18 protein-coding genes, 1 pseudogene and 1 riboswitch are annotated in these 16,398 nt (G+C 70.7%); of the genes and pseudogenes, 7 read left to right on the plus strand and 12 right to left on the minus strand.

Features of this window, described 5'->3' with window-relative positions; genetic code table 11:
* Nucleotides 1–146 precede the first annotated feature (146 nt).
* On the minus strand, nt 147–1,523 hold the full coding sequence (locus GEV07_20930) for an aminotransferase class V-fold PLP-dependent enzyme (protein MQA05079.1): 1,377 nt from the start codon (nt 1,521–1,523) through the stop codon (nt 147–149).
* Between the two features lie 42 nt (nt 1,524–1,565).
* A riboswitch (SAM riboswitch) is annotated at nt 1,566–1,679 on the minus strand.
* Between the two features lie 93 nt (nt 1,680–1,772).
* Nucleotides 1,773–2,516 (minus strand): phosphoglyceromutase, encoded by a 744-nt coding sequence (locus GEV07_20935; protein ID MQA05080.1) that lies wholly within the window; start codon nt 2,514–2,516, stop codon nt 1,773–1,775.
* Nucleotides 2,517–2,689: 173 nt separating this feature from the next.
* Between GEV07_20935 and GEV07_20940 the strand changes: the two genes are divergently transcribed.
* Genes GEV07_20940 through GEV07_20950 form a run of 3 tightly spaced genes read left to right on the plus strand, consistent with a single transcriptional unit; the run spans nt 2,690 to nt 4,721 of the window.
* Nucleotides 2,690–3,382 (plus strand): hypothetical protein, encoded by a 693-nt coding sequence (locus GEV07_20940; protein MQA05081.1) that lies wholly within the window; start codon nt 2,690–2,692, stop codon nt 3,380–3,382.
* Nucleotides 3,379–4,059, plus strand: a complete 681-nt coding sequence (locus GEV07_20945) for a DUF4166 domain-containing protein (GenBank protein MQA05082.1) — start codon at nt 3,379–3,381, stop codon at nt 4,057–4,059. The genes GEV07_20940 and GEV07_20945 overlap by 4 nt, the downstream gene beginning before the upstream one ends.
* The gene (locus tag GEV07_20950; protein MQA05083.1) at nt 4,056–4,721 is read left to right on the plus strand and encodes a TetR family transcriptional regulator; all 666 of its coding nucleotides are present in this window, start codon (nt 4,056–4,058) and stop codon (nt 4,719–4,721) included. The genes GEV07_20945 and GEV07_20950 overlap by 4 nt, the downstream gene beginning before the upstream one ends.
* Here GEV07_20950 and GEV07_20955 read toward each other — a convergent pair.
* Together GEV07_20955 and mshA are read right to left on the minus strand one after the other, a co-directional pair.
* Nucleotides 4,711–5,196, minus strand: a complete 486-nt coding sequence (locus tag GEV07_20955) for a YbjN domain-containing protein (protein ID MQA05084.1) — start codon at nt 5,194–5,196, stop codon at nt 4,711–4,713. The genes GEV07_20950 and GEV07_20955 overlap by 11 nt on opposite strands.
* Nucleotides 5,193–6,440: a D-inositol-3-phosphate glycosyltransferase gene (gene mshA, locus GEV07_20960; GenBank protein ID MQA05085.1), complete on the minus strand. Its 1,248-nt coding sequence runs from the start codon at nt 6,438–6,440 to the stop codon at nt 5,193–5,195. Before mshA ends, GEV07_20955 begins: the two co-directional genes overlap by 4 nt.
* A gap of 177 nt (nt 6,441–6,617) precedes the next feature.
* On the opposite strand from mshA, the gene GEV07_20965 reads away from it, so the two are divergent.
* A complete protein-coding gene (locus GEV07_20965; protein MQA05086.1) occupies nt 6,618–7,364 on the plus strand; it encodes an SDR family NAD(P)-dependent oxidoreductase in 747 nt (248 codons plus the stop codon).
* Nucleotides 7,365–7,375: 11 nt separating this feature from the next.
* Here GEV07_20965 and GEV07_20970 read toward each other — a convergent pair whose 3' ends face one another.
* Nucleotides 7,376–8,113: an alanyl-tRNA editing protein gene (locus GEV07_20970; GenBank protein MQA05087.1), complete on the minus strand. Its 738-nt coding sequence runs from the start codon at nt 8,111–8,113 to the stop codon at nt 7,376–7,378.
* Nucleotides 8,114–8,305: 192 nt separating this feature from the next.
* Here GEV07_20970 and GEV07_20975 point away from each other — a divergent pair, with 192 nt between their 5' ends.
* Nucleotides 8,306–8,512: a hypothetical protein gene (locus tag GEV07_20975; GenBank protein MQA05088.1), complete on the plus strand. Its 207-nt coding sequence runs from the start codon at nt 8,306–8,308 to the stop codon at nt 8,510–8,512.
* Here GEV07_20975 and GEV07_20980 read toward each other — a convergent pair.
* Nucleotides 8,506–9,991 (minus strand): annotated as a pseudogene (locus GEV07_20980) (hypothetical protein). The gene GEV07_20975 and the pseudogene GEV07_20980 overlap by 7 nt on opposite strands.
* A gap of 329 nt (nt 9,992–10,320) precedes the next feature.
* Nucleotides 10,321–10,827, minus strand: a complete 507-nt coding sequence (locus tag GEV07_20985; GenBank protein MQA05089.1) for an O-acetyl-ADP-ribose deacetylase — start codon at nt 10,825–10,827, stop codon at nt 10,321–10,323.
* A gap of 222 nt (nt 10,828–11,049) precedes the next feature.
* On the opposite strand from GEV07_20985, the gene GEV07_20990 reads away from it, so the two are divergent.
* Nucleotides 11,050–11,919: a lysozyme gene (locus GEV07_20990; GenBank protein MQA05090.1), complete on the plus strand. Its 870-nt coding sequence runs from the start codon at nt 11,050–11,052 to the stop codon at nt 11,917–11,919.
* A 21-nt stretch (nt 11,920–11,940) separates the two neighbouring features.
* Here the strand turns inward: GEV07_20990 and GEV07_20995 are convergent, their stop codons facing one another.
* A complete protein-coding gene (locus tag GEV07_20995; GenBank protein ID MQA05091.1) occupies nt 11,941–12,303 on the minus strand; it encodes a hypothetical protein in 363 nt (120 codons plus the stop codon).
* 188 nt (nt 12,304–12,491) lie between these two features.
* Here GEV07_20995 and GEV07_21000 point away from each other — a divergent pair, with 188 nt between their 5' ends.
* A complete protein-coding gene (locus tag GEV07_21000; GenBank protein ID MQA05092.1) occupies nt 12,492–12,767 on the plus strand; it encodes a hypothetical protein in 276 nt (91 codons plus the stop codon).
* Here the strand turns inward: GEV07_21000 and GEV07_21005 are convergent.
* The 4 genes from GEV07_21005 to GEV07_21020 all read right to left on the minus strand — a co-directional run bounded on the left by GEV07_21005 (nt 12,761) and on the right by GEV07_21020 (nt 15,556).
* Entirely contained in the window at nt 12,761–13,072 is a 312-nt protein-coding gene (locus GEV07_21005; GenBank protein ID MQA05093.1) for a DUF2516 family protein, read from the minus strand. The genes GEV07_21000 and GEV07_21005 overlap by 7 nt on opposite strands.
* A 90-nt stretch (nt 13,073–13,162) precedes the next feature.
* A complete protein-coding gene (locus GEV07_21010) occupies nt 13,163–13,696 on the minus strand; it encodes a hypothetical protein (GenBank protein ID MQA05094.1) in 534 nt (177 codons plus the stop codon).
* Nucleotides 13,697–13,763: 67 nt separating this feature from the next.
* The gene (locus GEV07_21015; GenBank protein ID MQA05095.1) at nt 13,764–14,204 is read right to left on the minus strand and encodes a helix-turn-helix domain-containing protein; all 441 of its coding nucleotides are present in this window, start codon (nt 14,202–14,204) and stop codon (nt 13,764–13,766) included.
* A 44-nt stretch (nt 14,205–14,248) separates the two neighbouring features.
* Entirely contained in the window at nt 14,249–15,556 is a 1,308-nt protein-coding gene (locus tag GEV07_21020) for a diguanylate cyclase (protein MQA05096.1), read from the minus strand.
* Nucleotides 15,557–16,398: the final 842 nt, after the last annotated feature.

The raw sequence follows: 16,398 nt of genomic DNA on the forward strand, positions 1-16,398 counted from the left end.
CGTGCATCCCTGAAGAGGGTGAACGAACGGTTAACGGCACGGGAATGCTGGACACCCGCGCGTGTGGCAGGAACCTTAATAACTAGTAGTCACTATATGAACACGCAGCGCATGAAGGTGGTCTCACCAGCCCCGACGGCGCCGGCTCAGAGCCGGTCCAGGACGTCGGGCAGCGCGCGCGGGTCGTCCTCGGGAGCCCACTTGCCGTCGCGGATGATGTACGACCACCGCGGGCCGTGGGTGGTCAGCTCGTGCAGGGCGGCGACCAACCGGTCGACGTGCTCGGCGGTGGTCGCCAGGCCCAGGCTGGAGCGCAGCGCGTTGCCCTGACCCTCGCCCGCGCCGGCCGCCCGCCGCAGCAGCTTCTTCGTCAGCAGGTGCGCGCAGAACAGCCCGTCGCGGACGCCGATGCCGTACTCCGCGGACAGCGCCGCCGCGATCAGCCCAGGCTCGTGCCCGGCGACGGTGAACGCGACCGTACCCACCCGCGGCTGCCCGGCGTCGAACAGCGACAGCACGGTGACCCCGGGCACGCCGGCGAGGCCCGCACACAGCCGCCTGGTCAGCGCGTCCTCGTGCTCGGCCAGCCGCTGCCGGCCCGCGTCGCGCAGGGTGCGGCAGGCCGCGGCGAGCGCGACCGCCCCGACCACGTTCGGCGAACCGGCCTCCTGCCGCTCCGGCAGGCCCTGCCACTGCACGCCGCCGGCCTCCACCAGCTTCGACGCGCCACCGCCGGCGAGGTACGGCTCGGCCGCGGCCAGCCAGTCCTGCCGGCCGACGAGTGCGCCCGCCCCGTACGGCGCGTAGAGCTTGTGCCCGGAGAACGCCAGGTAGTCGACGTCGAGCGCCTGGACGTCCACGTCCCTGTGCGGCAGCAGCTGCGCGGCGTCGAGCAGCACCCGGGCGCCGTAGCTGTGCGCCACCCGCGCGATCTGCCGCACCGGCCACAGCTCACCGGTGACGTTCGACGCGCCTGTCACGCACACCAGCGTCGGGCCGGACAGCGTGCTCAGCGCCAGCCCCACCTTCGCCACCGCGTCCGCGGGGCTGGTCGGCGCGATCAGCTGCGTCAGCGGGTGCCTGCGCCACGGCAGCAGGTCCGCGTGGTGCTCGCTCTCGAACGCCACCACGTTCGTGCCCGCCGGCAGGCAGTGCGCGAGCAGGTTCAGCGAGTCCGTGGTGTTCCTGGTGAAGAGCACGGCGTCGTCGGCGCGGGCGCCGACGAACTCGCGCACGACCTCACGGCTGCGCTCGTACGCCTTGGTGGAGACCATCGACCCGTACCCCGCGCCACGGTGCACGCTGGCGTAGTACGGCAGGAACTCCTCCACCACGTCGCGCACCGCCGTGAGCGCGGGCGCGCTGGCCGCGTGGTCGAGGTTCGCGTACGGCACGCGCCCGCCGGTGACCAGCGGCACGGTGACGTCCGCACCGACCACAGCCGGCACCTGGGGCACCAGCTTGCGCGCGTCGAGACGTGGACGTGCCACGTCCCGGGAAGTCGAGTCGAGCACAGCCGTCATCGCATACCACCTCCGAGGACAGGGACCCCGGGTAGTACGCGGGATCCGCGCTTGTCCGGCGTTGTCTACGCCAGGCCAGGTCTTCACCCGGGGCACCCCACCGCGGAGGAGGGTTGCCGGCCAGCAAGCCGGGGCTTTGCGCTGGCACTCATGACCTACTGCGTCCGCAGCTTACCGGAGGCGGTGGCTGCTGTTCCATCCCTTTGCCCGTGATGTGAGAAGCCGTACACCGGCCCTGACACCACGTGGCTACTTCTTCGCCCCCTGGGCGGCGACGGCGGCGATGGCCTCCTCGGCCGCCTCCGGGTCGAGGTAGCCCTTGGAGAGCACCTGCATGTCGTCGTCGAGCTCGTAGACCAGCGGGATGCCGGTCGGGATGTTCAGCTCGACGACCTCCTCGTCCCCCAGGTCGTCGAGGTGCTTCACCAGCGCGCGCAACGAGTTGCCGTGCGCCGCGACCATGACGGTGGCGCCGCTACGCAGGTCGGGGACGAGCGCGTCGTACCAGTAAGGGAGCATCCGCACGAGCACGTCCTTCAGGCACTCGGTGCGCGGCACCGCGTCGGACGGCAGCGACGCGTACCTGGGGTCGCCGACCTGGGAGAGCTCGTCGTCGTCGGGCAGCGGAGGCGGCGGGGTGTCGTACGAGCGCCGCCAGACCATGAACTGTTCCTCGCCGAACTCCTCGCGCGTCTGCGCCTTGTTCTTGCCCTGCAGCGCGCCGTAGTGGCGCTCGTTCAGCCGCCAGCTGCGCCGTACGGGGATCCACAGCCGCTCGCAGCCGTCGAGCGTGATGTTCGCGGTGCGGATGGCGCGCTGCAGCACCGAGGTGTGCAGGACGTCGGGCAGCACGCCCTCGTCGACCAGCAGGTCGCCGGCGCGCTGCGCCTCCTCCTCACCCTTGGTGGAGAGGTCGACGTCCACCCAGCCGGTAAACAGTCCCTCGGCATTCCACACGCTCTCGCCGTGTCGTACGAGCACCAACGTCGCCATCGAAGCGGCCTCCTGCATTCCACCGATCTCAGCTGCGTCGCACGAGCACGACCTCGGGCCCGGACACGCGTCGGAGCCTATCGACCCGACCCGCGACGACCACCCCCGCTCCCCCGGCACAGCCGCTAGACTGCTTCCGATTTGAGCAGTCGCTCAAGAACTGTGGGAGACCGATGAGCCTGTACGTCGAGACGCTGATCAGGGCGGATCTCGACCTGATCTGGCACCGCACCCAGGACCCCAGCCAGCACGAGCGCTGGGACCTGCGGTTCACGGAGATCAGCTACCTGCCCAGGCCGGCGCCGCACGCGCCGCAGCGGTTCAGGTACGCGACCCGGCTGCTGCCCGGCCTCGTCGTGGGCGGCACGGGGATCGCGGCCGGCGAGCGGTTCCGCGCCGACGGCACCCGTACCTCCGTACTGCGGTTCCGGTCACCGCACCCGCTTGCGCTGCTCGCGCACGGGCACGGCTACTGGCGGTACGTACCGACCGCCGCAGGCGTGCGCTTCCTGACCGGCTACGACTACGCCCCGCGCTGGGGCCGGTTCGGCCGGCTCGCCGACCGGCTGGTCCTCCGGCCGCTGATGGGCTGGGCCACCGCCTGGTCGTTCGACCGCCTGCGGCTGTGGTGCGAGCGCGGCATCACACCGGCGCGCGCACTCCGCAACGGCCTGCTCGAGCTAGCCCTGCGCGCCGCGGTCATCGCCGTCGCCGCCTGGTGCCTGCCGTACGCACCCGCCGTCGCCGCGGTCGCACTCGCGGCGGCGGCCGTACTGCCGCCACTGCCTGGCACCCCCGCCGCCCGGCGCTGCCTATGCCGCAAGCAGCCGGCGCCCAACCCACTCACCCGACTGGAGCACCCGTGACGTCGATCTTCCAGCGCGCACTCGGCCCCGACTTCGCCCGGCTGCACCCGCAGCTGCAGCGTCGGTTCGGCGTCGGGCTGGACAACGGCGTGGCGTGCACCGGCCGCGGCACCATGCGGCGGATCTGGCACGGCAAGCCGTTCGTGCAGCCGTTCCTGCGGCTCGGCGGCACCAGGAACATCCTGCTGCCGCGCCGCGGCCGGGACGTGCCGTTCGTCATCGAGAACGTGCCGTACGTCGACCCCTACGGGCGGGAGACCGTCTCGTTCGTCCGTACGTTCGCGTTCCCCGGCCAGCGGCCACGTCGCTTCGACGCCGCCATGATCTTCAGTGAGGAACGCGGCTGCGTCGTCGACTACCTCGGCACGCACCAGCACCTGGCGACCGACCTGCACCTGTCCGTGGACGCTTCCGGCGGCCTGCACATCCGGTCGGGCGCACATCGGTTCCGTGAAGGGCCGGTGGACGTACGGGTACCCGATGTCGTCGCCGGCGACGCCCACGTGCACGAGTCGTACGACGACGCCGCCGGCCGGTTCCGCATCCGGGTGCGGGTGGAGAACCGCAGGTTCGGCCCGCTGTTCGGGTACGACGGGTCGTTCGCGGCCGAGTTCGGACCGGCACCGGATGCGCTGCCCGAGCCGCTGCGTCCGGTGCGCGCGGAGGTCCGCGTATGACGGCCGTGAACAGGCGCGGCGACGACACCCGCCAGAAGCTGCTCACGGGTGCGCTGAGCTGCCTGACCGAGCACGGCATCGCCGGTGTCTCCGCGCGTACCGTCGCGACGTCCGCCGGCGTCAACCAGGCGCTGGTCTTCTACCACTTCGGCAGCGTCGACGAGCTGCTCGCCGCGGCCTGCCGGCACGGCGCGGAAGAGCACGTCGGCAGGTACCGCGCGCGCTTCGCCGAGGTGACGTCGCTGCAGGAGCTGCTGCAGCTCGGCCGCGAGCTGCATACCGAGGAACACGCCGAGGGCAACGTCGCCGTGCTCGCGCAGCTGCTCGCCGGCGCGCAGACCGACGCCAGGCTCGCGCCCGCGACCGCCGCCGGGCTCAACCTCTGGATCACGGAGATCGAGCAGGTCCTCGACCGGGTGCTCGCCGGCTCGCCGCTTGCGGAGGTCCTCGACGTCACGGGGTTCGCCCGCGCGGTCGCGGCCGCGTTCGTCGGGCTCGAGCTGTACGAGGGCGTCGACCCGGCCGGCAGCGGCGCGGCGATGGCCGCGCTCGACCAGCTCACCGCCGTCGCCGCGGTGCTCGACGAACAAGGCCCGGTGGTCCAGCGGGCGGTGCGCGCGGGCCTTCGGCGGGGCAGCAGGAAGCGGCGACCTACTCGGTGAGGTGACGGAACGCCTGCAGGTTCGCCAGGCTCTCGCCCCGCGACACCCGCCACGCCCACTCCCGCCTGATGGCGTCGGCGAAGCCGAGCTCGAGCAGCTTGTCGAAGCTGCCGTCGGCGTACTCCACCACACTGCCGAGCACCCGGTCGACCTCCGCGGCCGTCACCGAGTCGGCCGGGATGTGCCCGACCAGGTAGACGTCACCCAGCTGGTCGATCGCGAAGTACACGCCGTACGCCTTGCGGTTGCGGTCGAGCAGCCAGCGGTAGGTGGCCGCCTGGTTCTCCTCGGGCGCGCGGATGACGAACGCGTTCACCGACACGCTGTGGTCGCCGACGGCCAGCGAGCAGGTGGTCTTCAGCTTGTGCGTGCCTGGCAGCGTCACCACGAACGTGCCGGGCTCGGACTCCTCCCAGCCCAGGCCGGCATCCCCGAGCACGGCCCTGATGGTGGCCGCGGCGGCTGTCTCCGTCACGCGGACAAGCCTTGCACGTCGGCGGTGAACGCGCCGATCGTGTCGCGGTACGCGTCGAGCAGTGCCTCGGCCGTCGCGTCCCAGGAGAACGCCGCCGCGTGCCGTACGGCCGCCCACGCCATCGCCTCGCGCCGGTCGGCGCGGTCGACCAGGTCGGCGACCGGCGCGGCGTAGTGCCGGGGGTCGTGACCGTCGACGAGCACGCCGGTGCGACCGTCCGCGACGGCCGTCGGCAGGCCGCCTACCCGGGCCGCGACCACCGGCGTGCCGCACGCCTGCGACTCCAGGGCCACCAGGCCGAACGACTCGCTGTGCGACGGCACGAGGGTGGCGGTCGCCGCGCGGTACCAGTCGGCCAGCCGGGCCGGTGCCACCGCGGGCACGAACCGCACCGCGTCGCCGATGCCGCGCGCCCGCGCCTGCCGTACGAGGTCGTCGAGCTGACCGGTGCCCGTGCCGCTCGGGCCGCCCACCACCGCGACGACCAGCCGGTCGCGCAGCTGCGGACGCTCGGCGAGCAGCTGCGCGGCGGCGTCGACCACCACGTCCGGGCCCTTCAGCGGCTGGACCCGTCCGGCGAACAGCAGCACGATGGCGTCGCGTTCCAGCCCGAGCGCGCGCCGCGCGGCGGCGGCGCTACCCGGCCGGAAGACATCCAGGTCGACACCGGGATGCACCACAGACGTCCGCCACGGGTCGGCGTCGTACAACCGCACCAGCTGGTCGGTCTCGTCGGTGGTGTTGCCCACCAGCCGGTCCGCCGCGGCGACCACCTGGGACTCGCCGATCTCCCGCGCGGCCGGCTCCGGGCGGTCGCCGTCGGCCAGCGACAGGTTCTTCACCCTCGCCATGGTGTGCATGCTGTGCACAAGCGGCACCCGCCAGCGTTCCTTCGCCACCCAGCCCACCTGGCCGGAGAGCCAGTAGTGCGAGTGCACCAGGTCGTAGTGGCCTGGCCGCTGCCTGGCCTCGGCGCGCAGCACACCCACGGTGAACGCGCACAGCTGCCCGGCTAGGTCCTCCTTCGCCAGCCCCTCGTACGGGCCGGCGAGCAGGTGGTTGACGGTGACCCCCGGCGCCACGTCCACCCGCGGTGGCAGCTCGCTGGACGTCGCCCTGGTGAAGATCTCCACCTCGACGCCGGCCACCGCGAGCCGCTTCGCGACTTCGAGCACGTAGACGTTCATCCCGCCGGCGTCACCGTTGCCGGGGCCGTCGAGCGGGGACGTGTGCACGGAGAGCATGGCCACTCGTCGTGGCGTCACTGACGGCAACGGCACCGAATCACCTCGACACCGACAACCAACGGCGCGGCGTGCCGCATTCCCACCCGCTCACTCCGCGAGACGCCAGGGGGTGCGCACTCGCCGCCGCCTGAGAACATGGCGGGGTCCTACAGGGCGGGTGAGCGAGGTGGATGGATGAGCAGCCGACGCGCAGTGGTGACCGGCGCGAGCACCGGCATCGGGTACGCGACCGCGCGACAGCTCGCCGCGGCCGGCTTCGAGGTCGTCGCCGTCGCGCGGCGCAAGGAACGGCTGGACGCGCTCGCCGCCGAGGTGGGGCCGCAGCTCACGCCGTTGCCGTGCGACATCACCGACGACGCGGACCTGGAGCGGCTGGTCGAGGTCGCCGGCGACTGCCACGTGCTGGTGAACAACGCAGGCGGCGCGCGCGGCCAGGACCCGGTCGAGCACGCCAAGGACGACGACTGGCAGTTCATGTACGACGCGAACGTGCTGGGCACCATGCGGGTGACCCGTGCGCTGTTGCCGGCGCTCGAACGCACCGGCGACGGCTACGTCGTGATCGTCAGCTCGATCGCCGGCCACGAGGTCTACCCGGGTGGCGCCGGCTACCACGCGGCGAAGTACGCGCAGGCGGCGATGGCGAAGACGCTGCGGCTTGAGCTGGTCGGCCGGCCGGTCCGGGTCACCGAGGTGGCGCCCGGCATGGTGCGTACCGAGGAGTTCTCGCTGAGCCGCTTCGACGGCGACAAGGAACGGGCGGAGAAGGTGTACGCGGGCGTCGCGGAGCCACTGGTCGCCGACGACGTGGCCGACTGCATCAGCTGGTGCGTGACCCGCCCGTCGCACGTCAACGTGGACCTGCTGGTGGTGAAGCCCCGCGCCCAGGCGGACGGCAGGACCGTCCACCGCGACCTCTGACCCGCGCCGCGTCAGTCGACGACGCGGATCCGGCAGCGGCGGAAGCCCTTGCCCTTGTTCTCCACCTTCGCCAGCTCGATCCTGCCGATCTGCCTGGTGGACGCGACGTGCGTGCCACCGTCGGCCTGGGTGTCGAGGCCGGCGATGTCGATGATCCGCACCTGCTCGATGCCGGGCGGCAACAGGTTCTGCGCGGTGCGGATGATGTCGGGGATCTGGAACGCCTCGTCGGACGGCAGTACCTTCACGTCGATGCGGCGGTCCGCGTGCACCTCGGCGTTGCACGCCTCCACGATGTGCTCGCGGAAGCCGTCGGGTAGCTCGGGCAGGTTGAAGTCCATCCGCGCGACGCCGGGCTCCATGTTGCCGCCGGTGACGAGTGCGCCGTAGTCGCGGAACACCACGCCGCACAGCACGTGCAGGCCGGAGTGCGTGCGCATCAGCATGCTGCGCCGCTCGTCCGCGACGGCGCCCCGTACGGCCGTACCGACCGGCGGCAGCGGGTCACCCTCACGGGGCACCAGGTAGAGGTCGTCGCCCTTACGCACGCCGTCGATGTGCGTCTCGACGCCACCCCACAGCAACACGCCCTCATCCGGCGGCTGACCACCACCACCGGGATAGAAGGCCGACCGGTCCAACACGATGCCGTCCTCGGACACATCCAGGACGGTCGCGTCCCACTCCCTGACGTCCGCATCGAACACCTCGAGCCGATGTGTACGGCCCATCCGGTCGGTGTCAGCCATCCCAGCCCTCCCCACGACGCTCGCTCGGACGGCAAGTATCCCTCCTCCCACCACGAGCCCTGCCAGCAGCTGCGCAGCTTCCGGCAGGAGTTGAGACTTTTACCCACCTTGCCCATGTCCAGCTCGAGCAAAGTGCCAATTAACACTTCAATGAGAAAATTGAAGGCGAGGAAGCCGAGGGAGGAGTGCCCGATGAAGTTCGTGCTCGAGGTCGACATGGACGGGTTCGACGGGAAGGCCGAGCGCGAGCTCGGCCGCATTCTGCGGTACTGGGCGGGCAACGTACGCCACTTCGCCCTGGCGCCCGGGGACGGTTCGGTCGTGTACGACTCGGGCTACCGGGAGGTCGGTCACTGGACCATCACCGACCAAGCCGGCCACGTGACCGCACCTCAGTAGTAGTGCCGCAGCCGCGGCCAGAGCGCGGACCACGGTTCGCGCGCACCGGCACAGAGCACGACCAGCGGCGCCGTGCTCCTCGTTGGCCAGGCCCGCGGCGTTGTGGTGGGTGGCCAGCTGCCGGCAGCCGGTGAACCACCGCCGCAGCCCACGGTCATCGCGTTGGTGCACCAGCAGCACCGGCCCGGACGCGGCGTCCGGCGGTCGGCGCCAGTCGGCGAACGACATGTGGCCGGAGTACGGGCGCGGCAACCCGTGCCGCGGTCCGTACACCCAGATCGCACCCGCCTGCCCGTAGTTGTCGGTGAGGATCACCGCGCCGTCGCGCCGGCCGCCGGGCACCTGTCGCCAGCCGGCCGCCACGGTCGCCACCAGCCCGGGCCAGCCGTACTGCTCGCCGGTCTCCTTGTTGACGGCGAGCACGCCGGCGTCGTCCAGTGCCGCCGGCGGCAGCACCGGCAACCCGATCACCGCGGTGGCGACGACCGTCGTGCCGACGACGAACCCGGCGAGCATGCGGCGCAGCGCCACCCGACCACGCCGTAACCACGCGAGCGTCGGCTCCACCCCGGCGGCGAGCAGCACCACGAGCAGCGGCAGCACGTAGTACGACTTGCCGCCGGCGACCAGGGCGACCGCGCACGCGACGGGGTACGCCGCCGCGACCGCACGCAACCGCCGCAACGCACCTTCGCGGAAGAACCGCACCAGCCCGGCCAGCCAGACCGGCACGAAGCCCGGCGAGAGGTACAGCAGCTGCTCGGGGACGAAGCCGATCCGGTTCTCCGCGCCGTCGTCGGCGCTGATCCCGCCGGCCACCGTGAGCTGCGGCCAGCCGTTGGCCGCCTGCCACCACAGGTTCGGCGCCGCGATACCGAGCGCCACGACGATCCCGACCGGCAGCCACCAGGTGCGCAGCACGTCACGCGGACCGAGCGTCAGCAGCGCGACGGCGACGCTGCCGACGAGCAGCACGATCAGGTACTTGTTCAGGAACGCCACGCCGACCACCGCGCCGGCCGCGACCCACCAGCGGCCGTCGCCGGTACGCAGCACACGTAGCAACAGCCAGCAGGCGAGCAGCCAGCACAGCAGGTCGAACGTGGCGGTGGACAGCATGTGGCCGACCACCACCAGGTAGCTCGATACCGCCGCACAGCCCGCCGCCACCAGCTGCGCCGCCGCGTGCCCGCCGAGCTCGCGGGCGATGAGCGCGACGACCACCACCGTGGCGACGGTGGCCAGCGTCGCCGGCACCCGCAGCGCGACCGGCGTGTCCCCGAGCAGCACGCTGGCCAACCGCGCGACCAACGGCGTCAGCGGTGGCTGGTCGACGTGACCGAGCGCCGGGTGCTGCCCCGCCACGACGAAGTAGAGCTCGTCCCTGTGGAACCCGTACCGCGGCGAGCAACCGGTGAGCACGGCCGCCACGGCGACGCAGACGAGGGTCAGTGGACGCCAGGCGAACGGGGGCAGCATGCGCTTTACGGTAATCAGCTTGCTCGCCCGCGGGACGAGTACGCGCACACTACCGACAGCAGCAGCACCAAGACGATGCGTAACTTAGCTTCACGTGATCCCTTGCGCCAGGTGCTCGGCGACACACAAACTCGGGCGTGGCGGTACGCCGAAGTGGTGCCCAACTCGGCATCGGCCCTCGGGGGAAACAGCCAAGAGTCAGCCCTCAGCTCGCCGCCTGTGTCGACCCGGGGTCCTACGTCGTGTGGTGCTTCGGCCGGGGTCGCGCCTCGCCCGTCGAGCACCCAGGCAGGCGGGGCGCGGCCACCGCGACCCGCGCCGTCACGTCGCTACGCGAACGCGCTGGCGAACGCCTCGTACGCCGGCTGGTCGAACAGCACGAAGCGCACCTCGGACACCTTCGTGTCCGCATCCCGCACCGCGCCCACGGCGATCCGCGCCGCGTCCGCTACCGGGTAGCGGTACACACCCGTGGAGATGGCCGGGAACGCGATCGTCCGTACGCCGAGCTCGTCGGCGAGCCGCAGCGCCTCGCGGTGACAGGACGCGAGCTGGTCGGCCCTGTCGTCGTCGTCCGAGTAGACCGGGCCGACGGTGTGGATGACCCACGTCGCCGCCAGGTCGCCTGCGGTCGTGGCCACGGCCTTGCCGACCGGCAGGCCGTCGGGGTAGTCGGTGCGCCTGATGTCCTGACACTCGCGCAGGATGAGCGGGCCACCCTTGCGGTGGATCGCGCCGTCCACGCCGCCACCGCCGAGCAACGACGAGTTCGCTGCGTTGACCAAGGCGTCGACTCGCTGCTCGGTGATATCACCTTGCACCAGGCTCAGCTCCATACCCCGACGGTAGTCCAGGCACCGGACGTGGTCCGAGCCGGCCGGACGAGACGGTCGCCACATTTTCGGCCCCGCCACGCCGGCGCGGCGGGTGCCTCCGCGGCCTTCACTGTGCGTCCGCCCTGGTTGATGGCCACCCAAAAGGGGATCAGACTCACAGTGCCTGTCGAACTACGCAACGTCGACAGGCAGGTGCCACGCTCTACCCCCAAGGAGCCCTCGATGACCTTCCCGACCCCAGGTTCCCGACAACCCAAGCAGCGCCTCGCGCTGCTCGCCGCCGGCCTGTTGACCTGTGCCGCCACCTTCACCGCCCTCCCGGCCGCGAACGCGGACGAGGGGCACAACGGCAAGTTCCGGCTGGGCGACCCGAAGGAGCACTACATGGGCTCCCAGGTCGCCGAGCACGAAGGAGACGGCGCGGGCGCCGGCAGCAGCACCAAGCAGGACAACAACACCTACGCGTCGGTGCAGGGCAACGACGTCAGCCACTGGCAGGGCGACATCAACTGGCCGGCCGTCTACGACGACGGCGCGCGGTTCACCTACATCAAGGCGACCGAGGGCACGTCGTACCGCGACCCGAAGTTCGCCGACAACTACGTCGGCTCGTACAACGCCGGCTTCGTCCGCGGCGCCTACCACTTCGCGCGGCCGGACGGTGCCAGCGGCGGCGCGCAGGCGAACTACTTCGCCGACCACGGCGGCGCCTGGTCGGCCGACAACCAGACGCTGCCCGGCGTGCTCGACATCGAGTATGCGCCGAGCGGTGACGCCTGCTACGGCCTCGGCCAGTCGGCCATGCGCAACTGGATAGCCGACTTCATCAACACGTACCACGACCGCACCGGGCGGTGGGCGGTCATCTACACCACCACCAGCTGGTGGAAGCAGTGCACCGGCAACTACGGCGGCTTCGCCGACAACAACCCGCTGTGGATCGCCAGGTGGGCGAGCAGTCCGGGTGAGCTGCCCAACGGCTGGAGCTACTACACCTTCTGGCAGACCGACAACGAGGGCAGGTACCCGGGCGACCAGGACGTCTTCAACGGGTCCTACGACCGGCTGCGGGTACTCGCGAACAACGGCTGAGGCTGGACCGACGGCGGTGCGTCAGTGTTCGCCGAAGAACTCGGTGAGCACTGCACGCACCTCCGCCCGGCCGGACCACAGGGCGTCCGGCGAACTCAGTACGTGCAGCTGCCCCGCCGGCAGCAGCTCGGCCAGCTCCTTCGCCACCTCGAGCGGGTGCAGTGGATCGTCCGGCTGCCCGACGACGAGGACCGGCGCGCGTACGCGCCGCAGCGCCTCGCGGTCGGTGACTGGCGCCGCCTGCGGGAACGTACGCAACGCCATGGCCAGCTGGTCGGGACTGCCCGTCCCGACCAGGTACTCGGCCAACCGCCGGTAGTGCTCACCGACCTCGGGGAGCCTGCCGACGGCGGCCGGCTGTGCGGCCACCAGCGACCGCGCCACGCCGGACACGTCCGCGCCATCCGCGTAGCCAGTGACGCCCAGATCGCCTGCGCCACGCCGCCGCGGGGTGCGTTCACCGCGGCGGGAAACAGGAGTGCGACGCGGTCGAACCGGTCGGGCTCGGCCGCAAGCAGCGACATGATGGCGCCGGCCCCCAGCGAGATCCCCAGCGCCCTGGTGGCCGCGACATGGTCGGCGACGGCGGCGAGCTCGCCGGCGAGCGCCCGGTAGTCCCACCGACCGTCCCCGGCCCGGCTGCGGCCGTGCCCGCGGAAGTGCAGGAACGCCGCCGTCCCCGGGACGCCGCCGGCCAGCGGCCGGGTCTGGGCGATCGAACCGAGCACGCCGTGCGCGTAGACCGTCACCGGGCTACCGGTGCGGGTGACCAGGTACTCGACGGCGCCGCCGCCGTGCTCGATCAGCTCGGTGCGCGGTGGACGCATCGCGCCCCGGCAGCTCAGTAACCGCCGCGGCTGAGCCCGCGGATCGCCGGCCGCACGTCCACCATATAGACCAGCGCCGCGATCAGGCCGATGATGCCGAAGATGCCGAACGGGCCCGCGCCACCCAGCACCAGGGTGGCCGCGGTGGCGACACCGAGGATGATCATCCAGAACGCCTTCGACTGCTTGCTGGCCGCCTCGTACGCCTTCGACGGCCGGATCATCGAGTCGATCAGCGCGACGATCTCCACGCCGATGACCAGCACTACGAGCACCAGCTGGAGCAGGTCCAGCGGCCAGAACCACGGATGCAGCGAGAAAGGCACGGTGCCAGCCTACTGGGATTCGCCCGGTAACGAGACCGCCGTCCGTACCAGCGTTCGGTACGGACGGCGGTCGGTGGAGATCTGCGGAGGTCACGCCTTCTTCGTGGTGCTCTTGCCGGTGGCCGCCTTCGTCGACTTGCTGCCGGTGCTCTTCGCGGCCGTGCTCTTGGTGCCGGTCTTCGCGGTGCCGGTCTTGGCGGCCGTCTTCTTCGCGGCGGTCTTGGTCGCCGTGCCGTCGCTCTGCTCGGCCTTCTTCGCCGGGGCGTCGGTGATCGTCACGGCCGTCCAGCCGTCGACGAGCTTCTTGCCGCGCTCGCTGAGGTCGTCGTAGACGCTGCCGGCGCGGTCGCCGGCGCTCAGCGCCGCGTTGACCACGGTGGCGGGCAGCTCGCGGACCCTGTCGGGCACGGTCTGCACCCTGCCGGGCAGGGCGCGGGCGCCGTCACCGAGGCCCGCGATGCGCTGCTCGATCTGCAACGCACGGACCCGCTGCTCCGCGTCGCGCAGCTTCTCCACGGCGAGCCCGCCGACACCGGCCACGGCGTAAAGCGGCTTGGGCACGTCGCCGGACTCGAAGGCCTTGGTGATCTCACTACGAACGTCGGTCAGAGGTGACATGGGCATACTCCAAACTTCCCTGGGTGGGGTCGGTGCTGGCGGCAGTGCCTACACGGTGGGTCGCGCGGCCGTCCTAGTCGACCGCCGTGGTCGGCGCTGCCTCGGCCGCCGCCTTGGCGGCCGCACGCTTGCGCGTCTTCGCGCTGGTCGAGCTCGGCTGCTCGCCATCGGACGAGTCGTTCTCCTTGCGGAACGACTCGTAGATCTCGAGCAGCACTTCCTTCTGCCGCTCCGACAGGTGCTCGTCGGCGACGATCGCCTTCGCTACCTCGGTGTCGGAACGACGGTCTTCCAAGATGCCCGCCCGTATGTACAACGCCTCGGCGGAGATCCGCAGCCCCTTGGCGATCTGCTGGAGTATCTCCGCGCTCGGCCGCCGCAACCCGCGCTCGATCTGACTGAGGTACGGGTTCGAGACCCCGGCCGTCTTGGCCAGCTCGCGCACGGAGATGTGCGCCTTCTCGCGCTGCTCCCTGATGAACGCGCCGAGCGTTCCGACGTCGAGGCTGGGCATGCAGCCACTCTCGCACACGGTGCTAACAATTGCAAGCGCGGCTGTTAGCGCTCGTGCCTGACCGGCTCTCCTGCGGGCTTCTCCGCCCCATCGGTGGCGTCCGCGTCGGAGGCACGCCCGCCGTCCTGCGGTTCGGCCAGCCCGGTGTCGTGCACCGTCGTGCGGTTGCGGTTGCCCAGCTTCCGCGCGACGACCACCTGGTTGCGCCCGCCGCGCTTGGCGGCGTACAGCGCCTCGTCGGCGGCGGCCATCATCTCCGCCAGCGAGCCGTCCGACTCCTCCAGGGTCGCCACGCCGAGCGAGACGGTGAGCCGGATGTTGCCGGTCTCGGTGGACACCGGGTCGGCGGCGACGTTACGGCGGAGCCGCTCGGCGATCGACCTCGCGTTGACCACGCCGATCCCGGACAGCAAGATCACGAACTCCTCGCCACCGAACCGCCCGAGGATGTCGCCCTGCCGCAGCAACGCCTTCAACCGCTGCGCGACCACCCGCAGCGCGGTGTCGCCGGCAAGGTGACCGTGCTCGTCGTTGACCAACTTGAAGTGGTCGATGTCGCAGAGCAGGACGCTGGTGGACTCGCCGGCCTTCTTCGCCCGAGCGAGCTCCTCCTTCGCATCGTGCTCCCACGCACCGGCGTTCAGCACCTCGGTCTTCGCATCCGTACGCGACATGTTGCGCAGCTGCTCGTGCAACAGACTCCGATGCAGCATGATCACCGGCGGCACCGCGATCACCACCAGCAGAGCCGACTGGACCGCCAACAGCGCCACGATCAACCCGACGCAGATCTCCACGCCGGCGTACGCGAAGACCTCCCTGTCCAGCACCAGCCGCCGTAGCGACCCGGACCGCGTGATCAGGATGATGCCGGCGAGGAACAGGTGGTTGACGGTACGGGTCAGCACGCCGGCGACGACGCCGAGCGCGACGAACCACAGCAGCCCGCCGTCGGTCGGCATGCTGGCCTGGAAGAAGAACGCGGCCAGCATGTCGCCCACGCCCATCATGGCCACGTTGAACGCCCGGCGGTGCAGCTTGATCGACTTGCGGACCGACTGCGCCCACAGCAGGGTGAGGAACAACGTTGCCGGCAACGCGAGTGCGGGCGGCAGGATCAGCAGGATCGGCAGCTTCCAGATGGTGTTCAGATCCTGCGTGAAGCCGCCGGAGAGGCCGCGCACGAAGCCGCGGCTGGTCTCGGCAACGACCGCGCCACACAACAGCAGGAAGGCCAGCAGACCGAGATCGTCGAAGGTCGGCGGTTCCCAGAACAGCAGCGCGCTGAACAGACCTACCGCAGAGAGGACGACGAAGCTAATGTAAGCGCGAAGGAGCAGCGGTAGCTGCATGAACGGCAGGCTCCGAAGCCCCCGAGCCGCAGACACTGAAACACCTCCCCGCGAGCCACCTCCCCCGGCCGCCAAGCGCGCGTTTGCAACTAATCACGCCGATCTGTCTATCCGAGCTTACTCTCCGCATGCCCCCCGTGCACCGGGTACGCCGCGTCTGTGCACAGCCTGCATTGTCGACACCGCGAAACCCCGTGCGCAAAACTTTCAACGAAAGCACGGATTGAGAGTGTCGCTGCCAGATCGGCGTACTGCCCAAGGCGTCCGTGAAGGCAACACCTCACTCCGCTCTGGACTGCCGCTATGTGGACGTAGCGACACGGCAACCGTACTGGCGCTTTTGCCGGTACGCGTCTGATGCGGAGGTGTGACGCGGAATGAAGTACCCCCGTACGAAGGCCGGTCGCATCCTGCTAACGAGCGAGTTCCGCGGAAGACACTCGTCCGTCACCTGGCACCGAGACGACAGGCAGGGAGTAACTGCGATGCGCGACATGCAGTGGTGAACCCCCGACCAACCACCACCCCCACGACCAACAAGGAGCCCGCAATGCGCGACATGCAGTGGTGAACCCCCGACCAACCACCACCCCCACGACCAACAAGGAGCCCGCAATGCGCGACATGCAGTGGTGAACCCCAGGCAACCATCCGACCGACGTCCTGAAGGAGCAACGATGTCCGACTTGCAGTGGTAGGCAGCCGACGGTATGTGGTCATACGTCCGAAATTTGACGGATCAACCGACCCCGACGGCTACTCGAAGCTACTCTGGTAATACCATCTGTTACACCTTGCTTGACGGCAACGATGTACCCATTGCCGAGCAACCTCAGGAAGAT

It is taken from the genome of Streptosporangiales bacterium, from assembly GCA_009379825.1.
In the GTDB taxonomy this organism is placed as follows: domain Bacteria; phylum Actinomycetota; class Actinomycetes; order Streptosporangiales; family WHST01; genus WHST01.